Consider the following 16,701-nt stretch of genomic DNA (forward strand, 5'->3'; position numbering starts at 1 on the left):
AGTTCGGGAATGGCGGTGGTTTCCCAGAGATCGCCTTTGCGGGGATTTCCCAAGCTGTACAGCGTGTTCGATGCCGTACCGTCTGGCCTGAGAATCGCCCCGTTGTCCGCAGTTTCGATACCACAATTCAAAGGATGGGGACGGATTAACCCCCGTTGGCGAAGATGAACGACGAGGGGATCGGTTATGGTCCTGTAATCGTTACTCGCGCCGGTACAGTTAATAATTCGATCGACGGTTAGGTTTAACAGGTTTCCCGTTCCCCGTTGACGGATAGTAACCTCTACACAGCCGTTTTTATCCTCGGCAGTTTCAATTCTTCCCCCATGATAGGTTAATTGTCCCGATTCTACAGCCTCATCGAGGATACTGGCGATCTCGTCGGCGAGGCGATGGCGAAGAACCTCCCAATAGGCTTTCAGGTGGCGTAGAAATCTGGCGCGTTCCCCTATCGGCAGACAATGCCATAGACCTTGAGATATCGGACGTAAGGCGTTTAAAACGGCCCGCCAGTCGTGACCTTGACTCTCGGCGGTTTTTACCTCGGCGCGAATTCGCCCTAGGAGTCCCCGGGTGGTCTGGGGCGCGGTTTCGAGGGTGAGGAACGGGGGATAGGGATCGGTGGGGCGGTGCGATCGGGGGATCAGGCCATGACGGGAAACCGCGTGGATTTTGCCCGTGAATCCCCTTTGTGCCAGGGAAACCACCATATCCACCATCGTTAACCCCGTCCCAACGATCAGGATCTTCCCGTCGGGTTTTAGATCGGCGAGTGTGTCTGTCTCCCAAGCGTCGCGGAGATAGGGGTAATTCAGAGACGCGAGGGGTTGGGGAACCGTTGCGGGAAAATTGCCCAGCGCCAGAACTACTTTTGCGGCGCTGATTTTCTTGCCTCCTTTGAGGGTAATCGTCGCCTTTTCCCCGTCGAGTGCCAGATCGATCGCCGCATCGGTAAACGTTTCCAGACGGTGATCGGCAATGGCGTTGTCCCGCGCTTCTTCTAGGATCGATCGGATGTATTTGCCGTACACTAGACGCGGGACGAAGCTGGCCGGATCGATCGATCGATAGCCGTTATCTGCTAACCAGTGGAGGAAATGTTCGGGATCGTCCTCGAAGGCGCTCATTTTGCCCGCAGGAATATTGAGCAGGTGGCCGCTGTCTCGCGTTCCGTAGGCGATCCCCGTACCGAGGGGTTTTCGGCGCTCGATCAGGGCGATCGATAATGGAGTCCCTGTGTCGCGTAACAGGTTCGCCGTCACGAGGGAACCACTAAATCCTCCCCCGATAATGGCGATGTCGAAAGTTGCAGAAAATTGATTCCGGTCAATGTAGCTCATAGATAACTATCGGGGAGGGAATTAGGGGTATGGTAAGGGTTAAAGAGTTAGTATTACTTGGTCTAAGTAAGTAGTTATAATTAAATTGAAGATAGATTTTGTCTCTGATCCCCCCTGCCCCCCTTGATAAGGGGGGTGTCTGACAACTTTTAACACCTACCTACTTAGCTGAAAGATAATTTTTTAGGCATTCTTGGTTAATAGGTTAAAAATAAACGATAGAATTGGCTATCAATTAAGATATAAATACCGAGAGCAATATAGATAAAAGGACTAATTTTATGTCCGTAGTTTGTAACCACTTTAGCTATCCTGGGATGGGTAATCAAAAAATAGGCTAGGACGCACCAAATCCCCATCATGAGATAAAAAATTATCATGATAATTAAGACGTGCATCGGGGAATTATTGGCAAAAAGAGAGGTATAGATACCAATATTATCACCGCCATTAGCCACGGTCACGGCAGCAACGTAATAGGTTTGGGAGGGAAAACGAGGAAAAAAGGAGCGATTTTTAGAATAATTAACATCTTCTCTTACTTCTTGAATATAATCCTCATTTTCCCTTGACAAAAGTTGTTTAATGCCGATAATTAGAGGGATAAATCCTAATAGACCAATCCATTCTTTAGAAACCAGTAACCCAAATAGTAAACCGAGGGAACTAGCTAGGAGAATCAGGGTAAAACCGAGGTATTGACCAACAATCAGGTGTCGAGGTCGAAAATTAGCATTAAGTCGCGAGAAAAACAACATTAGCACCATCAGATCATCGAGATTTGTGGCCACAAAACTCGTCACGCTAGTAATTAAAAGGGCTACTAACCAATTCATAGATTGAAAAAAGGGATAAATCCTTCCCATTCTAAATCTCGTAGTGCCAGATTTCCTCCTCTCGTAAAAGAAGACGATGGACGGGAAGACGTTCCACGGCCCCTTGTTGTTCAAGATGATTAAGTGCGCGGGTAATTGTGACTCTAGTGGTTCCTAATAAGTCAGCGATATCCTGATGAGTTAGACGCACATCAATTAATTGTCCAGTACCGGTTTGTTTACCAAATTGATTGCCTAACCATGACAGTAATTTCAAGACCATAACATCAGTACGTTTGTAGCTACGAATAATACTTAGTTCTTGTGCTTGCTGAAGATGAGACAGCAGAATTTCTGCCATTTGATAACTCTCAACTGTGGAAAAGGAAACTGCTTGTACAGGAGTGATGCACTCAACTTGATAGGGATTGACTCTCTCTAGGGTTTTGCCAACAAAATTGCCAGGTCCCCACAATCCCAAGACGATCAGGGTTCCATCTTCTAACCAGGTGGAGGTTTTCACGACTCCACTCTCGATTTTCCAGAAATTAGGGTTTCTAAGGGGCAAAATCGCCCGATTATCAAAGTGCCAGCGATGGGGGGTTGATGGTTGATAGGTAAGCGTCATGATTGGTAAGTAGTCGTGCAAAATTAATTTTGTAGTCGAGACTCCGAGACAGGAGACGGGAGACAGCTATTAGGGATCGGATTTGATAATTTTGGGGTAAAAACGATAATTACCCCAAAAAAGACCGATTTTATGCCCTTGCAAGCCCTATTTATTTCGGGGTGCTAGTCTTCTCCAGTTCCGTGGTGGCCGAGGAGATCAGTTCTTGCCAAGCTCGATCGCTTTCTTGTAGAGTTTGTTTAACCGCGTCGATGGTCTTTTCTACGCGAGTTTTCAGGAAAGGGGAAGCATTGTCTTTGAGTCGTTCGGTGTCGTCGGCTAAGATATCGATCGTCTCTGAGGTATTAACGAGGCTATTTTCTAGGGTAATAAGGTTGTTTTGCAGGGTTTCACTGAGTTTAGCCCCGGATTTGGTCAATTTTTTCGTCAATTTACTCACTTTTTCCCCTAGATCGTCAATATTATCCGCTAAGTCCTCTAGGTTGTCCTGTTGAGCTTCGATAATCTTCTTGTCGAGAGAAGGAGCGGCTAGTTGAGCCTTTAGGTCATCGATAGCCGATTTTGTCGCTTGGATGGCTTTTTCATAGGCAATTTGGGCATCTTCGAGAATTTTTGGGCTAGAAACCTCATTTTTTTTCTTGACTGGTTCCACCACAGTGCCACCCGTTGCTGTTGCACGGTCGATGACGGCCAACGGTTCGGGGAGTAGCGGCAAGGCGATCGCATTTCCTCTCCCGCCTAGGAGCAAAGTGACAGTTAAGAGGAAAATCAGCAGCTGGAAAACTTGATTTTTGAGGCTTTTAAAGCTCTTATTTTGGTTGATCATGATTTAATTTTCTCCTGTTTAGAAAAATTAGTTACTCTATCTAAATGTTATCATACAAAATACTTGTATGTTATTTATATACAGAAAATTTTATAAAAAATTTATTATATTTTTTTAAACGATAAATTTTAGACAAAATATAAACTTTTTGAACCAAAAGCCATTACAGAAAAGCTTTTGCTCTTTTAATAAAAAATTAATTTTTATCGCTTTTTTTATTAATGAGATGCTGAACTATCCGATGAGTCTATTTCTTGATTAATCGGAGATATTTTCTTACGACCTTTAATATATTTGGCTAAGGGTTGTTTTTTCTTCAGTCGTTTAATGCCACTGAGGGTGGAGAGAGTGAAAAAAGTTCCCACCAGAACCATCTGCCATAAACCGCAACCAGAAGCCGCGCCTAATCCTGCTGCTAACCAGATAGTCGCCGCCGAAGTCAAACCTTTCACTTGTACCTTATTTAGTTCCCGATGGGATTGTTGTAGGATGATGCCCGCCCCTAAAAAACCGACACCAGAAGCGACCCCTTGAATAGTGCGACTGAGAGCATTAGAAGACGCATAACCCACATCTCCTTCCGCTTGTAGGGGAATCATCACGAACATGGCAGCCCCGAGACTAACGATGATAAAAGTTCTCAATCCAGCCGGACGACCGCCTCGCTGTCGGTTATAACCAATCAGACAGCCGACGGCCATAGCCATACTCAGCCGAAAAATAATCGTTTGCCAATCTTCCGAGTCAAAAAACATTGTTTAACCCATCAAATGAGATAAAAACTTCGCCTAACCAATCAAAGCCTTTTCCAGATCCCGCTTTAAATCGTTCCTATTCTCGATCCCGATCGATAATCGTAGTAAAGCTGGTGTTATAGGTGGAAGTGAGATCAATGGGAATCGTTACCGCACCATGGCTAGAGTCTGGTTCTTGCCCCCCATGAATCGCCCTCGTTGCAAATTCCATCAATTTATTGTCCTATTAGTCGATATCTTCGAGGTCTTTAAACAGGGCCGTGCTGAGGTAACGTTCCCCAAAACTAGGCTGAATCATGACGATTAATTTATCTTCGTTTTCGGGTCTTTTGCCCACCTGAATCGCCGCCCATAAAGCCGCCCCGGCCGAGATGCCCGATAGTAGTCCCTCCTGACGGGCTAACCGTCGCGCGGAGGCGAAAGCCTCTGTATCATCGACGATAATCACCTCATCGATTAATTCCGGTCGGAAAATTGCCGGGATAAAACCGGCCCCGATGCCTTGGATTTTGTGCGGTCCGGGTGGTCCTCCCGATAAGACGGGACTATTAGCGGGTTCAACTGCGATCGCTTGAAATTGGGGACGACGGGGTTTAATGGTTTCGGCAATACCAGTAATGGTTCCCCCAGTTCCCACGCCACCAATAACGATATCTACCAGGCCGTCGGTATCGGCCCAGATTTCTTCGGCGGTGGTTTCTCGGTGAATTTTCGGGTTGGCTGGGTTGCGGAACTGTTGCAAACTATAGGCGTTGGGGGTATTTTCGACTATTTCCTCGGCTCGGGCGATCGCTCCTTTCATGCCTTGGCTACCCGGGGTTAATTCTAATTGCGCCCCGTAAGCTTTTAACATTGCCCGTCGTTCTAAACTCATGGTTTCGGGCATAGTCAGGACTAAGCGATAGCCTTTGGCCGCCGCCACCATGGCCAGGGCGATGCCGGTATTGCCGGAAGTGGGTTCCACCAGAATTGTTTTATCGGGGTGAATTAGTCCGGCAGCTTCCGCGTCCTCCACCATACTCACACCGATGCGATCTTTAACCGAGGCGGCGGGGTTCATACTTTCCAGTTTGACGACGATGCGGGCTTTTACTCCCTCTGCCACTGGGATTCGATTCAGTTGGACTAGGGGAGTCCTTCCTACCAATTGGGTGATGTCTCTTGCGATCGGCATAATCCCACTTGCTTTATACTTGTTGGCTATTTTTGATTATATATGTATTTAAGATGTTTTACAATACTTTTTAAGTCGGAGTACACTGCAAAATGCTGGTGTTGGCACCTCTGATCACAACGTCGGCGGGGATTATCCCTGTCGATTTTTTTGCCTTGCCACTTTTTTTGTATATCGAAGCACAATCGGCAAAGTTGTCTTGGGAAATTTCTCTTAATTTAGTTAATTATTATTAGTATATAAAAGCACATTTGTTTAAACAACTTAAAGGAATTATTAGAGAGATGAAAAGAGCGATACTTTTTCTTAGTATAGGGTTACACATTTAGAAAACTTTTCTGAGATTTATCCTAAAAAATTATTTTTTTGCTGTTTTTTTAAGAAACAATTTTTAATAAATAAAGGTAGAAATATGGTCTATAAAATAATTCATGGCAAAAACGAAGTATGTCTGGAAGCGCCTATCAACGCTAAATTCAATTAACAAGAATTGTTCCTCGATATACAAAAAAATCTGGCCAAGGGAGAGTAAAACTTTTTTCAAGGACGATAGTATAGTCCCAAGAAAAAAACTCCTAGATACTTTATCGGAAAAAATAAAGAAAAGCCAGAGAAATCAACCTCGATATTTTGCCGAAACCAATCATCATTATAGGAGATGAAAACTATGGTGTTAGATGCCTTTGCCAAAGTCGTTTCTCAGGCCGATACCCGGGGGGAATACCTGAGCGAGAATCAAGTCAATGCCCTAATTGCCTTCGTCAAAGATGGTAATAAACGCGTGGATGTGGTCAATCGTCTTTCCAGTAATTCTTCTGCGATCGTTACCGATGCCGCGCGTAGTTTGTTTTCAGAACAGCCCGTTTTAGTTGCCCCCGGTGGCAACGCCTATACAAACCGTCGTGCGGCCGCCTGCTTGCGGGATTTGGAAATTATCCTGCGCTACGTTACCTATGCCACCTTCACCGGCGATGCCAGCATCCTCGATGATCGCGCCTTGAACGGTCTCCGGGAAACCTACGTCGCCCTGGGGGTTCCGGGAGCTTCTGTTGCGGCCGGAATTCTCAAGCTCAAAGACGCTTCCCTTGCCCTAGCAGCCGATCCCAACGGGATCACTCGTGGGGATTGCAGTTCTTTACTAGCAGAAGTCGCTTCTTACTTCGATCGAGCGGCGGCGGCAGTTTCCTGATGCTGTGACTTTCTTATCTCAATCCGATTAAACTTTTGTAGGAGCAATTCCATCCATGACCAAAACACCTTTAACCGAAGCGGTGGCTACTGCCGATTCCCAAGGCCGTTTTCTCAGCAGTGCTGAATTACAAGTAGCCTTCGGTCGTTTCCGTCAGGCCGCCATCACCCTAGAAGCGGTAAAAATCCTCGCCCAAAAGGCCCCCAGTTTAGCCCAAGAAGCAGCCAACGCTGTCTATCAAAAATTTCCCTACACCACCCAACTCCAGGGGCCGAACTATGCCTACGATGAGCGGGGGAAATCCAAGTGCGTTCGCGATATCGGCTACTATATCCGAATTATCACCTATGCCCTCGTGGTGGGCGGTACAGGCCCGATCGATGAATATCTGGTCGCCGGTTTGAGTGAAATTAATAGTGCTTTTGAACTATCTCCTAGCTGGTATATCGAAGCCTTAAAATACATCAAAACCAATCACGGATTAAGTGGGGATGCTGCTGTAGAAGCTAATTCCTACATTGATTATGTGATCAACGCCCTTAGCTAATTTACGTCAACTTCACATCAAAATAAGCTCAAATCTCCTAAATTCACCTCGGGATGAGCGCCGAGGTTTTTTTGCGTCCGTCTAACTTAGCCCTACTCGGGAACCGACCCCAACAAAAAAACCATCTTGGGCAAGATGGTTAAACACAACGAGTATAGACCGACAAACTTGACTTCAGACCGCTTTTTCTGGCCCAGTAGCGACGGGCAGATCCGTGGTACTGTACTCTGTCCAAGAACCCTCATAAATTCGCACCTTGGGATAACCGAGCAGATGTTTGAGGACAACATACTGTAAAGTCGCTTCCCGTCCGGTACTGCAACTGACAATAATATTATCCGAGGGCTTGATGTTGCGTTGGGCAAGAATCTTCCTGATTTCGTCTAAAGATTTCAATTTATGGGGATTTTTCAGAGATTCATCGGGATTATTCGCTTCCGTAAAAGTCGGCCAGGGTATATTTTTCGCCCCCGGAATATGACCATTTCTCAGCCAGATATCCTGTTTTCCCTGAAAAAGTTCTTCCGGTCTAGGATCGATAAAAACCACATCGGGTTTGCCGATCAATTTCTCTACTTCTGCCAAAGTCACCCGAATCGAGGGATTATCACGGACAGTAAAGCTCCCTGGTTGATATTTAGGGAATTCTTTCGTTACCTTCTGTTCAGAAGCCTTATAACCCTTAAAACCACCATCTAAGACGGCCACATCTCGGAAACCAGATCGCTCTAGTAAATAGGCGACCATGGTTGCCCCCAAGACATCGCGACCATCGGAATATACTACCACTCGATCGCCATTAGTGATTCCCGCAGCGGCAAAGAGGCTGCCAATTTTATCCTCTTGCCAATATTGAACCGGCAAAAATCCGTTTGGACCACGAAAATTATTGTCGGCTATATTCACCGCTTTCGGTAAATGACCGGTGATATATTCCAAAGGATTAATCCGCACATCGAGAATTTTTAACTTCGGATCGTTGAGATTTTGTGCTACCCAAACCGGCGATACAAAGTCTATCTTAGTCTCAGATTTAGACGTGGCCATCAGGGGCGATGACGGTGCTAAGGTAAAGGTTAAAATGCAGAGAAGAACTAAAGTGAGAAAAGCAAGGGGACGGCTTTGAAACCGTCCCAGGGATAGACCCTTCCCTTGACGCAGTTTTGGTTTCATGATTCAGTGTCAGCGACGAATATCAAACGATAATTACTATAGGGCTTTGATTAGCTTTCTCCAAAAATTTAGGTATAACGTGATATTTTTTTTGGGCAGCAAGTCGGTCAACTAATTAGGGTTTGCTAAAAAAGTTTGTTGGTGGGGTTAGGAGTCAGGAGTCAGGAGTCAGGAGTCAGGAAGGGAAGTCAGAATAACAGAATAACCTCGCACACTGAGAAGCGGAACCCTTTGCAATCGCCTCTGGACAGTGCAAGGATTTTGAGTCCCTCGGATCGATTTATCAACGTTTGTCTTTGGCACTTTTCTTGAAAACAAAAGTCCCTAAACCATTTTCTAGCAAAGCTTTCACTGATATTCAGCCAACCCTAATTATTAATTTCTCCTTATTTCCTGATCGCCTTGGGTGTCTTTAATAACTGTTGCCACCAGAGATGAACTAGGAGAGACCAAGCGAGCGCTAAAAGCCAAGAGGCAAGGATATCACTAGGAAAGTGAACTCCTAAATAAAGACGAGTCCAAGCAATAACCAAGACGAAGGGAATCCCCAGTAAAACTACCCCTAAAAACCAGTGCGTTCTCCAAGATAAAATCAGTAAAGAAATGACTAACAGGGAACTAAATAAAGCATGACCGCTAGGGAAGGCAAAATCATCGGGTAACGGATAAAATAACTGCCAAAATTGCGGGCGATTTCGATGAAAAAAAATCTTGAGGTTATAACTAATAGCCCAACCTCCCGCCATGGTCACAAGGATATAAGCGAACCCATACCAGTATTTTTTTAGGGCAAAAATCAGCAGTAAAATTGTCAGTATCGGGGCCACTCCCCAATAAGTACCTAATCCCGTTAGTTTTATGGCCAAAAAATTTAGGTTTAAATTAGTAGTTTGATGAATAGATAGCATCAGGGATTTTTCCCAAGCAAATCCTTGCGGCTGCTGGCGAATAGCGATCGCTAAATCCGTAAAAGTTAGCGATGTTAACAAGATAACCAAGAAAATTAAGCTATTGTTTAAGTAAGTTTTGGGAATCACGGGGAAAAAGTGGCGATCGAGGATAACAGGGGCATTTCTAAAACCTGAAAATGCAGCAAAGCTAGGATTACTAAAGTATAAACTGTCGAGGAAAGTAATCCATTTCTTAATTCTTTTTGCCAATTGCGTTCTTCTTTCTCTCCACCGATTAATTCTTTCGTTCCGAACTGCATCAGCAAAATTCCCACCAGATTAGATAACCAATAACCAACCATGGCCGCTGGTAGAAAAAAATCGGCGTGCAAGCAAGCAATTAAACGACCGAAACCGTAGGCGATCGGCAGATTAAAAATTAGATCGTTCCACCAACACAGGGGCGATAATAAGTAACCGATCAATACCAAGGTTCCGTTTTTGATTTTGTCAAGTAGATACATCTTTTTTTTAGTTACTAACTATCAGCTTTGTTTTTTTTTGCCATCAGCTATCTAAGTAAGTAGGTGTTGAAAATTGTCAGATGCCCCCCTTATTAAGCTATCCATTAGTCAGATCTTTCTTAACAAAAAGAGAAGAAACTTAAAAAAAGGGGAAACGATTGATAGGTATAGTTTTGAAAGAAGGAATTAAGGTGGAGGTAAGCAAAAAAATGGAGAAATGGGCAGCCCAAGAATTACAGTATGCAGACCTAGGGGACACCAGAAGAAAGAAAAGGTTAATCAGTATCGTAGAAAACTTGGCCAGCCAACCTAGTACAAGTGTGCCACAAGCTTCGGGAAATCTAGCCGCAGCGAGTGCCACCTACGACTTTTGGAATTCCCCCTATTTTCACCCCTCAGATATAATTGCCGCCCAAGCCAAAAGTACAGTAGAAAGAATCAAAGAACATCCAATAGTTTTGGCAGTGCAAGACACAACAAGTTTAGACTTTACGACGCAAAAAGCCAAAAAAGGAATGGGTTATCTAGATTATAAAAAATCCTTTGGTCTCAAAGTTCATACCACCTTAGGAGTGTCACCGCAAGGAATACCTTTAGGACTGATTAATCAATATGTCTGGGCAAGAGAAGAAAAGAATTTAGGGATTGCCAAGCAACGCAAAAAAAGAGAAACCGAAGAAAAAGAAAGTCAAAGATGGTTAGATTCTTTGTCAGAAACACAACAACAAATACCCGAAGAAATTCAAGTAGTAACAATCGGAGATTGTGAGGCAGACATATTTGATTTATTTGCCCAATCAAGAAGTCCTAACTCTCATTTATTAATCCGAGGAACTCATAACCGAAAAGTTAACTATCTCGAAGACAAGCAAAAGTCAGGGCATCCAGAGCCTAAATATTTACATCAATCCATCAGAGAAATAAAAGCCTGTGGTAGCCTAGATGTGCAAGTAAAACGCAATCCTAATCACGAGGCTAGACTAGCTAAACTAACAGTTAGATTTGCCAGTTTTGAAATACAAGTACCTAAGCATCACTCGAAAGCGAACCCTCGTCAACCGGTCAAATTACAGGTAATTTTAGCTGAAGAAGAAAATCCGCGTCCTGGAGTTAATCCTATCAGTTGGCTCCTCTTAACTAGCCTAGACATTAGTAGCTTTGAATCAGCGATAACCTGTGTGCGCTGGTATAGTTATCGCTGGTTAATAGAACGCTATCATTTTGTTTTAAAAAGTGGTTGTGGATTAGAAAAACTGCAATTAGAAACGGGTCGTAGAATTGAGATGGCCTTAGCTACCTATTCAATTGTAGCTTGGAGATTACTCTGGTTAACCTATCAAGCACGCTTACACGGAGAGGAGAGTTGTGAAAGTTTTTTGGAAGAACATGAATGGCAATCTTTGTGTGCCACTATTCATAAAAAGAGTCCGCCACCTGAAAAGCCGCCCTCCTTTCGAGAAGCGGTCAGAATGATTGCTTCTCTTGGGGGGTTTTTAGGTAGAAAAGGTGACAGTGAACCAGGTGTTAAAACTATTTGGTTGGGACTGCGAAGGTTACATGATATCAGCCAGACTTGGAAACTATCTCATCAAATTAGTCCCCCCATAGAACCCCCTTGAGCCATCTTGCACACTTTTCTCTTTTTGTCAAATTTTATGTTAAGAAAGATGTGACTAATGGATAGCTTGATAAGGGGGGTGTCTGACAACTTTTAACGCCTACCTACTTAGCAATTGTTCACAGTTTGGAGAGTTTTGTCTGTTAATCAGAGTTTTAGATTCGGATTGAGTCTCAGGGTTTCGACTTATCCAAAACTCAGATTATCCAAAACTGAGATTTATTTAGTTTTAAGCTGTGAAGATTGGGGAGCGTTTTCTCCTTCTACGACAAAAGATTTCACATGAGAACCTTGAAACTTTTCCATATTGCTCACTCGCCACATGGCTAGGGGAAAAGTAATAGCAAATAAACCAAAAAGTCCCACTAATATCCAGACGATATCGTGCATTTTACGCGAGGAAACCTTTCTAACTTGAGCGTTCATTTTGTCACCTCCTAGGCTTTAAGTTAAAGGTAAATAGGGAAATAGTGGATGCCATGACATGGCCGTGGCGGCAATCATGAGGGCAAAAAACCAAAAGAGAATGGTCTTAGCTTTTATCTGGCGATCTTTCCAAAGATAATGCAGTATCGGCCAACTGACTAACCAGCCAATTAATAACATCGTTTCTTTGCCGGTATAACTGCCGATATTGCCCCACATTTTGCTAGGATTTTTACTGCCAGGTATCCAACTACCCAAATTCCAAAGGAAAGTTTCTACGGTTTTTGAATGGTCTGCATCGGAAAAATGGTGAGCAACCATCATTAAAAAACAGCCAATACCAGCACTAATAATCGCCGCCGCTGCTGGGCCAGAAGTGGCAGGGGAACGTTTGGCACCTTCGGCTAAACCTTGGGGAAATTGTTTTAAAAAAGCCCAGATTTTTCCATACCAAGGACTATCGACGTAACGTTGAGTCATCAGATTTGTTCCTATTTTTTCAGAGTTCGTAAGTGTCTAAAACCGAAAAGTCCCACCGCTAAAAGTCCCCAACCGTATTACCAGCATTAGGGAAACGACCGACGATTTGACTTTGGTTGCTAATGCTGGCCGCCCTCGTATCCGTACCATCGGGGCTAAGTTTACACCCCCTAGGGCGGGAGCGGTGATAGATGACCCGAAAAACGTGGCTAAAACGAGCAAAAGTTTAATTTTGTTCACTTTTGAGGTAAAGTAGCTAAATAAGGGTTTACAGGGCGTGAATTTTGGCAACACCGAGGCCGCTAACGAGTCCACCCATGGCAAAAAACATCATCGCCATCAGGGCAATGCAAGTGACCGTTAACACCGGTCGATTAGCTTTGTCTAGGATTGAGTCGCCGTATTTCCAGAGAATCCAAGTGCAGGCCACGCCTAGGGGTAGGATAAAAAGGACGCTGAATTCGTGGTATTCCATGAGGACGTATTGACCGAGGGGCGAATTTTCCTTTAGCCATGCCCGCGCACCGCCAAATTCTAAACCGGCCCGATAGCGCATATAGGCTAAATTGCCAGTGGCGATCGCCAAAAAAGCGAGGACGGTGGACCAGAAGGTGAGGGTTCGCATTTGCCGCAAAATTTTGCCAGAACCTCTGAGCAGGGGAAAAGCGAGATGACCAGCGTAAACAATCACGACTAGGGCTAATAGGGAACCAAAACCGTGAATTGTGCCTAGCCATCGCTGCCACGGACTCGGATGCAGCAGGTTGACGAAGGGCAGAAATAAAAATAGGCCCGCCGAGAGGATTCCTAGCCCATAGACGCAAACGGTGGCTATATCTAGGGTTTTCGGAAAATCAATTTTTTCTGATTCTGTGGTATAAGATGACATCGGTTTCTCCTTAACGGTCTAGAGAAGCTAAATGGGATTATTTCTCATTTAGCCCGGAATCTTGTTAGAACAAGTCCAGAGAGCATATTTGTCCAACCATCAGAGTATTTTTGGACTGAAGTTGACAATAAATAGAGTCAAGACTTGAATTTCGCCAATTCAAGTCTGAATTGCATCCCTGTCTGCTCTACAGCGTTTCTCGGATATATGAGGTATGTTTTCGCAACTGAGAATTCTTACTTCGGCAAGGTTTAACTTACAATTCACCTTGACGAGAAACGCTACATCTTTATATCCCATATTCCGCACTTCACTTTGAAGTATAAAAAACTACAGGTCTTTTCAAAGAAAAAAAATCAGAATAATCAAAAAAAATACTCAACCAATCAGATGTTGAGGAGAAATCATAAAATGCCAAATATTTTTTCGGCTCGAAGAGTTAAACTAAGTCACAACAATTCGAGGAGTAGTGACTCTCCTATAAGCATATTACTCAATTGTTATCAACTTTGTTGCTTTGTTATTTAGACTAACGATGACAGATAATATTTTTGACAAGATGAAGGCAGAAAATTTAAAATAAAACGGCGTTCTTCAGTTAAATTGACAATTTGCTTGACCCCATTCACAATAAAAATATGAATGCCCTGAAAACATTGAAATATCCATCTCATTGTGGGACGACTCGTTAATTTACTGACTTGATTTTTGACTCCAGCCTTTGCTCTTTTTAAGCTATTTCTTAGTTCTCTTTGTCCGAGGTTATAGACTAACAAGCAGAAAGACATCAAGAATAACATTGTCTCGATTCTTTCCGTTTTTTTAACAAAGAAACTATCCGCAAAAAATAAAGGCTCTTTCAAAAATCTAAATCCTCTTTCACAAGACTGTTGATTTTTATAAGTTGTCACCATTTCGGCTGAGTCTAATTTGTCTTCTTCATCAACTAAGTTAGTTGCTAAAATAAATCTGCCTGCTTCCTTTCTTCTTCTGACTATCTCTTCAGTTTTTTCTTGCCCTACGCCGCTAATTTTATAAATCGTTTTATGGTCTTTTGATTGACTGGCAATTAGGTCAATTTCTAGGATTTTAACGAGGTTTAATTTTTGATTAATTGCTCTTAATTTATATCGGGCTTGTTGGGGATTTTCAAACTCTTCTTTCTGCAAGCTCTTGAGAATTCTCTCCCCTTTGTCTTTTTCTTTTTTCAGGTTATTTTCTAGTTTTTTTAAGTCACTTATTTGTCTTTTTTCACTGGTTACTATTAGCCAGATTTGTTGGATTCCCCCATAAGTCACTTTTTCTTCTTTCCAGGTATATCCTTCTAAATTTAGCTCTGCCCTTTTTTCTCTTTCCTTGGCCTCTATTTCTTCCATTTCTGAATTTTGGACTAATTCTTTGGCTCTTTTTATCGTCATGGGAACTCTACTTATCCATTTTAGATGTTGAATTAGTTGAAGATTCTCTTGACTATATAAGGCACTGTCACAGACCATAATACTGTCAAATTTTATTTGTTTTTTAAATTCTACTAAGATTTTGCCAAAGACAGCTTTGTCCGCTTCATTTCCATCTCCGACTCTCACAAATAATGGTACGTCTCCATCCTCGGTTGTTATTAAGTCTAAGACGCATTGTTTCAAATCTGGTCGATGGTCACGAGAATATCCTTTGGTAATAATTATTGGTCTTTCTTTGAGCAGCTCTTCTTCTTTCTCTTTTTTTCTTCACTTTTATATTCTCCATCTAGATGAAATGATGTGGCATCTAGATGAGAATATTTTGTCTCTATTTTAAATTTTTTGATGACCGATAAGACAACTTCTATAAAGATATCATTCAGTCCATGTTTGTATAATTCATCCATGACTCTCCCAATTTTATCATCATTGATATAATCGGTTTTTATTTCTTCTCCCAATAATTCTTCGATTCCTTTATCTTCAAAAAATTGACTAAATAAGTATAAAGGTCTTGAAACAAATCCTAATCCATTGATTAGAATAGCTTTGACCACTGTTCCTGCTGAAATTTTTTCTCGGGGGTCGATTCCTAATTTAGAGTTGATTATTTCAACTATTCCTATTTCGTCAATTAGCCCGGCTACTATTCCTAAGTGATCTAGGTTTTTAATTTTTACCTCTGAGATAGGAGACAATTTTTGTACCTTTAATAGATTTTTGAGCTTTTTGATTGTCTCACTTTTTTGGGACTAATTCTCTGAGTATTTTTACTTATTTTTTCTTGAATGAGTTTATGCTACTTTATACTACATTTTGAAGTGCGGAGTGTCGGTTATATGATCCCTGATTCGGGGTGCGATAGTCAAGAGATTTTCAAGGAAGATTGTTAATAAAGTTTACGGATATTTTTACCTAGTTCTTCGTTACTTGGTATGGTTTGATCGGGTGGCATAAATCGACTACATCCTTATTAGATGAGCTTACCCTGAGAATCTGGCAAAGAAGGTTAGAAACTCAGTAAATCAAAGCTTTTAGCTTAACTAATTAGGTTACCGAGTTAAATACCAAAATTAGGCGTTTTTATCGACAAAATTGTCGAATCGAATTTTAAACAAAAACACGATGCTGCAGGGAAGGCATTTGTCGTCGCACCTGTTGCAGACGTTGGGGATTAATTTCGGCAATTGCCACCCCCGCTTCTTCCCCTGCGTCGGCTAAAACCACACCCCAAGGATCGATAATCATAGCGTGACCGTGGGTGTGACGGCGTTCGTAATTATTGCCCGTTTGAGCGGGAGCTATTATATAACAAGTATTCTCGATCGCTCGCGCTTGTAACAAAACTTTCCAATGATCTTTCCCTGTAAAAGCTGTAAACGCCGCAGGTACAAATAAAACATCGGCTCCTTGCTGCGATAAATAGCGATAGAGTTCAGGAAAACGCACATCATAGCAAATCGAGAGGCCAATTTTGCCCAAGCTATCGGAGCCATAAATTGGCGGTAAATCGATCCCTGCCATGACTGTACTCGATTCCTGATAGGTGTTACCATCCGGGACATTGACATCAAAGAGATGGACTTTTTGATAACGGGCTAATTCCGCACCGTTGCCATCAACTAAAATAGCCGTATTATAAGCCTTATCGGGAATACCCGTCACCGGCACGGGAAAACCACCCCCTAAAATGGTCACTTGAAACCGTTGGGCCATGGTGCGGAGGAATTTATCGGCTTTTCGGGCAATAGTCTCGGCCTGGGCGATTTTATCGGTTTCTGCCCCCATAAAAGCGAAATTTTCTGGTAAACCGATTAATTCCGCCCCTTTACCCACGGCAAGTTCGATCAATTCTTCAGCGGCAGCGAGATTTTTCTCTAAATCCGGCTGACTGGTCATTTGAATGGCGGCGGCGAGATAGGATTTCATGGGGGTTGAAGCTCTAGAGTCGGATAATCTCTGTAAAA

Annotated in this window: 16 protein-coding genes and 2 pseudogenes; 3 read left to right on the top strand and 15 right to left on the bottom strand. The window is 43.0% G+C overall.

The window, feature by feature from the left end; genetic code table 11:
- Positions 1-695 precede the first annotated feature (695 nt).
- The 7 genes and pseudogenes from ACQY1Y_RS09795 to cysK all read right to left on the bottom strand — a co-directional run.
- Positions 696-1,340: pseudogene (locus tag ACQY1Y_RS09795) on the bottom strand (FAD/NAD(P)-binding protein); the annotation flags it as partial.
- Between the two features lie 197 nt (positions 1,341-1,537).
- On the bottom strand, positions 1,538-2,176 hold the full coding sequence (locus tag ACQY1Y_RS09800; RefSeq protein ID WP_430014484.1) for a cadmium resistance transporter: 639 nt from the start codon (positions 2,174-2,176) through the stop codon (positions 1,538-1,540).
- Between the two features lie 31 nt (positions 2,177-2,207).
- Positions 2,208-2,783: a Crp/Fnr family transcriptional regulator gene (locus tag ACQY1Y_RS09805; RefSeq protein WP_002731893.1), complete on the bottom strand. Its 576-nt coding sequence runs from the start codon at positions 2,781-2,783 to the stop codon at positions 2,208-2,210.
- Positions 2,784-2,934: 151 nt separating this feature from the next.
- Positions 2,935-3,609: a hypothetical protein gene (locus ACQY1Y_RS09810; protein ID WP_002793799.1), complete on the bottom strand. Its 675-nt coding sequence runs from the start codon at positions 3,607-3,609 to the stop codon at positions 2,935-2,937.
- Positions 3,610-3,827: 218 nt separating this feature from the next.
- Positions 3,828-4,364 (bottom strand): MgtC/SapB family protein, encoded by a 537-nt coding sequence (locus ACQY1Y_RS09815; protein ID WP_002733201.1) that lies wholly within the window; start codon positions 4,362-4,364, stop codon positions 3,828-3,830.
- 76 nt (positions 4,365-4,440) lie between these two features.
- Positions 4,441-4,575, bottom strand: a complete 135-nt coding sequence (locus ACQY1Y_RS09820) for a hypothetical protein (protein WP_002779101.1) — start codon at positions 4,573-4,575, stop codon at positions 4,441-4,443.
- A 15-nt stretch (positions 4,576-4,590) separates the two neighbouring features.
- Positions 4,591-5,538: a cysteine synthase A gene (gene cysK, locus ACQY1Y_RS09825; RefSeq protein WP_430014485.1), complete on the bottom strand. Its 948-nt coding sequence runs from the start codon at positions 5,536-5,538 to the stop codon at positions 4,591-4,593.
- Between the two features lie 670 nt (positions 5,539-6,208).
- Between cysK and ACQY1Y_RS09830 the strand changes: the two genes are divergently transcribed.
- Positions 6,209-6,727: a phycocyanin subunit beta gene (locus ACQY1Y_RS09830; RefSeq protein ID WP_002733930.1), complete on the top strand. Its 519-nt coding sequence runs from the start codon at positions 6,209-6,211 to the stop codon at positions 6,725-6,727.
- Positions 6,728-6,782: 55 nt separating this feature from the next.
- Positions 6,783-7,274, top strand: a complete 492-nt coding sequence (gene cpcA / locus ACQY1Y_RS09835; protein ID WP_002732914.1) for a phycocyanin subunit alpha — start codon at positions 6,783-6,785, stop codon at positions 7,272-7,274.
- Between the two features lie 174 nt (positions 7,275-7,448).
- On the opposite strand, the gene ACQY1Y_RS09840 is transcribed toward cpcA, so the two are convergent.
- The 3 genes from ACQY1Y_RS09840 to ACQY1Y_RS09850 form a co-directional block, all read right to left on the bottom strand.
- A complete protein-coding gene (locus ACQY1Y_RS09840; RefSeq protein ID WP_430014486.1) occupies positions 7,449-8,447 on the bottom strand; it encodes a sulfurtransferase in 999 nt (332 codons plus the stop codon).
- A 386-nt stretch (positions 8,448-8,833) separates the two neighbouring features.
- Positions 8,834-9,484 (bottom strand): phosphatase PAP2 family protein, encoded by a 651-nt coding sequence (locus tag ACQY1Y_RS09845; RefSeq protein WP_430014487.1) that lies wholly within the window; start codon positions 9,482-9,484, stop codon positions 8,834-8,836.
- Positions 9,481-9,861 carry a hypothetical protein gene (locus ACQY1Y_RS09850; protein ID WP_002779112.1) on the bottom strand — a complete coding sequence of 127 codons (381 nt, stop codon included), beginning with the start codon at positions 9,859-9,861 and terminating at the stop codon, positions 9,481-9,483. The genes ACQY1Y_RS09845 and ACQY1Y_RS09850 overlap by 4 nt, the downstream gene beginning before the upstream one ends.
- A gap of 209 nt (positions 9,862-10,070) precedes the next feature.
- Here ACQY1Y_RS09850 and ACQY1Y_RS09855 point away from each other — a divergent pair, with 209 nt between their 5' ends.
- The gene (locus ACQY1Y_RS09855) at positions 10,071-11,480 is read left to right on the top strand and encodes an IS4-like element ISMae7 family transposase (protein ID WP_430014665.1); all 1,410 of its coding nucleotides are present in this window, start codon (positions 10,071-10,073) and stop codon (positions 11,478-11,480) included.
- 218 nt (positions 11,481-11,698) lie between these two features.
- On the opposite strand, the gene ACQY1Y_RS09860 is transcribed toward ACQY1Y_RS09855, so the two are convergent.
- The 5 genes and pseudogenes from ACQY1Y_RS09860 to ACQY1Y_RS09880 all read right to left on the bottom strand — a co-directional run bounded on the left by ACQY1Y_RS09860 (position 11,699) and on the right by ACQY1Y_RS09880 (position 16,663).
- Positions 11,699-11,905: a hypothetical protein gene (locus ACQY1Y_RS09860; protein WP_002733122.1), complete on the bottom strand. Its 207-nt coding sequence runs from the start codon at positions 11,903-11,905 to the stop codon at positions 11,699-11,701.
- 18 nt (positions 11,906-11,923) lie between these two features.
- Positions 11,924-12,385: a hypothetical protein gene (locus tag ACQY1Y_RS09865; RefSeq protein WP_002732132.1), complete on the bottom strand. Its 462-nt coding sequence runs from the start codon at positions 12,383-12,385 to the stop codon at positions 11,924-11,926.
- Positions 12,386-12,653: 268 nt separating this feature from the next.
- A complete protein-coding gene (locus ACQY1Y_RS09870; protein WP_002779196.1) occupies positions 12,654-13,274 on the bottom strand; it encodes a hypothetical protein in 621 nt (206 codons plus the stop codon).
- 524 nt (positions 13,275-13,798) lie between these two features.
- Positions 13,799-15,432, bottom strand: a pseudogene (locus tag ACQY1Y_RS09875) (IS1634 family transposase).
- 412 nt (positions 15,433-15,844) lie between these two features.
- A complete protein-coding gene (locus tag ACQY1Y_RS09880) occupies positions 15,845-16,663 on the bottom strand; it encodes a carbon-nitrogen hydrolase family protein (RefSeq protein WP_430014488.1) in 819 nt (272 codons plus the stop codon).
- Positions 16,664-16,701: the final 38 nt, after the last annotated feature.

The sequence above is a fragment of the Microcystis ichthyoblabe FBCC-A1114 genome, assembly GCF_050500245.1.
GTDB lineage: Bacteria > Cyanobacteriota > Cyanobacteriia > Cyanobacteriales > Microcystaceae > Microcystis > Microcystis ichthyoblabe_A.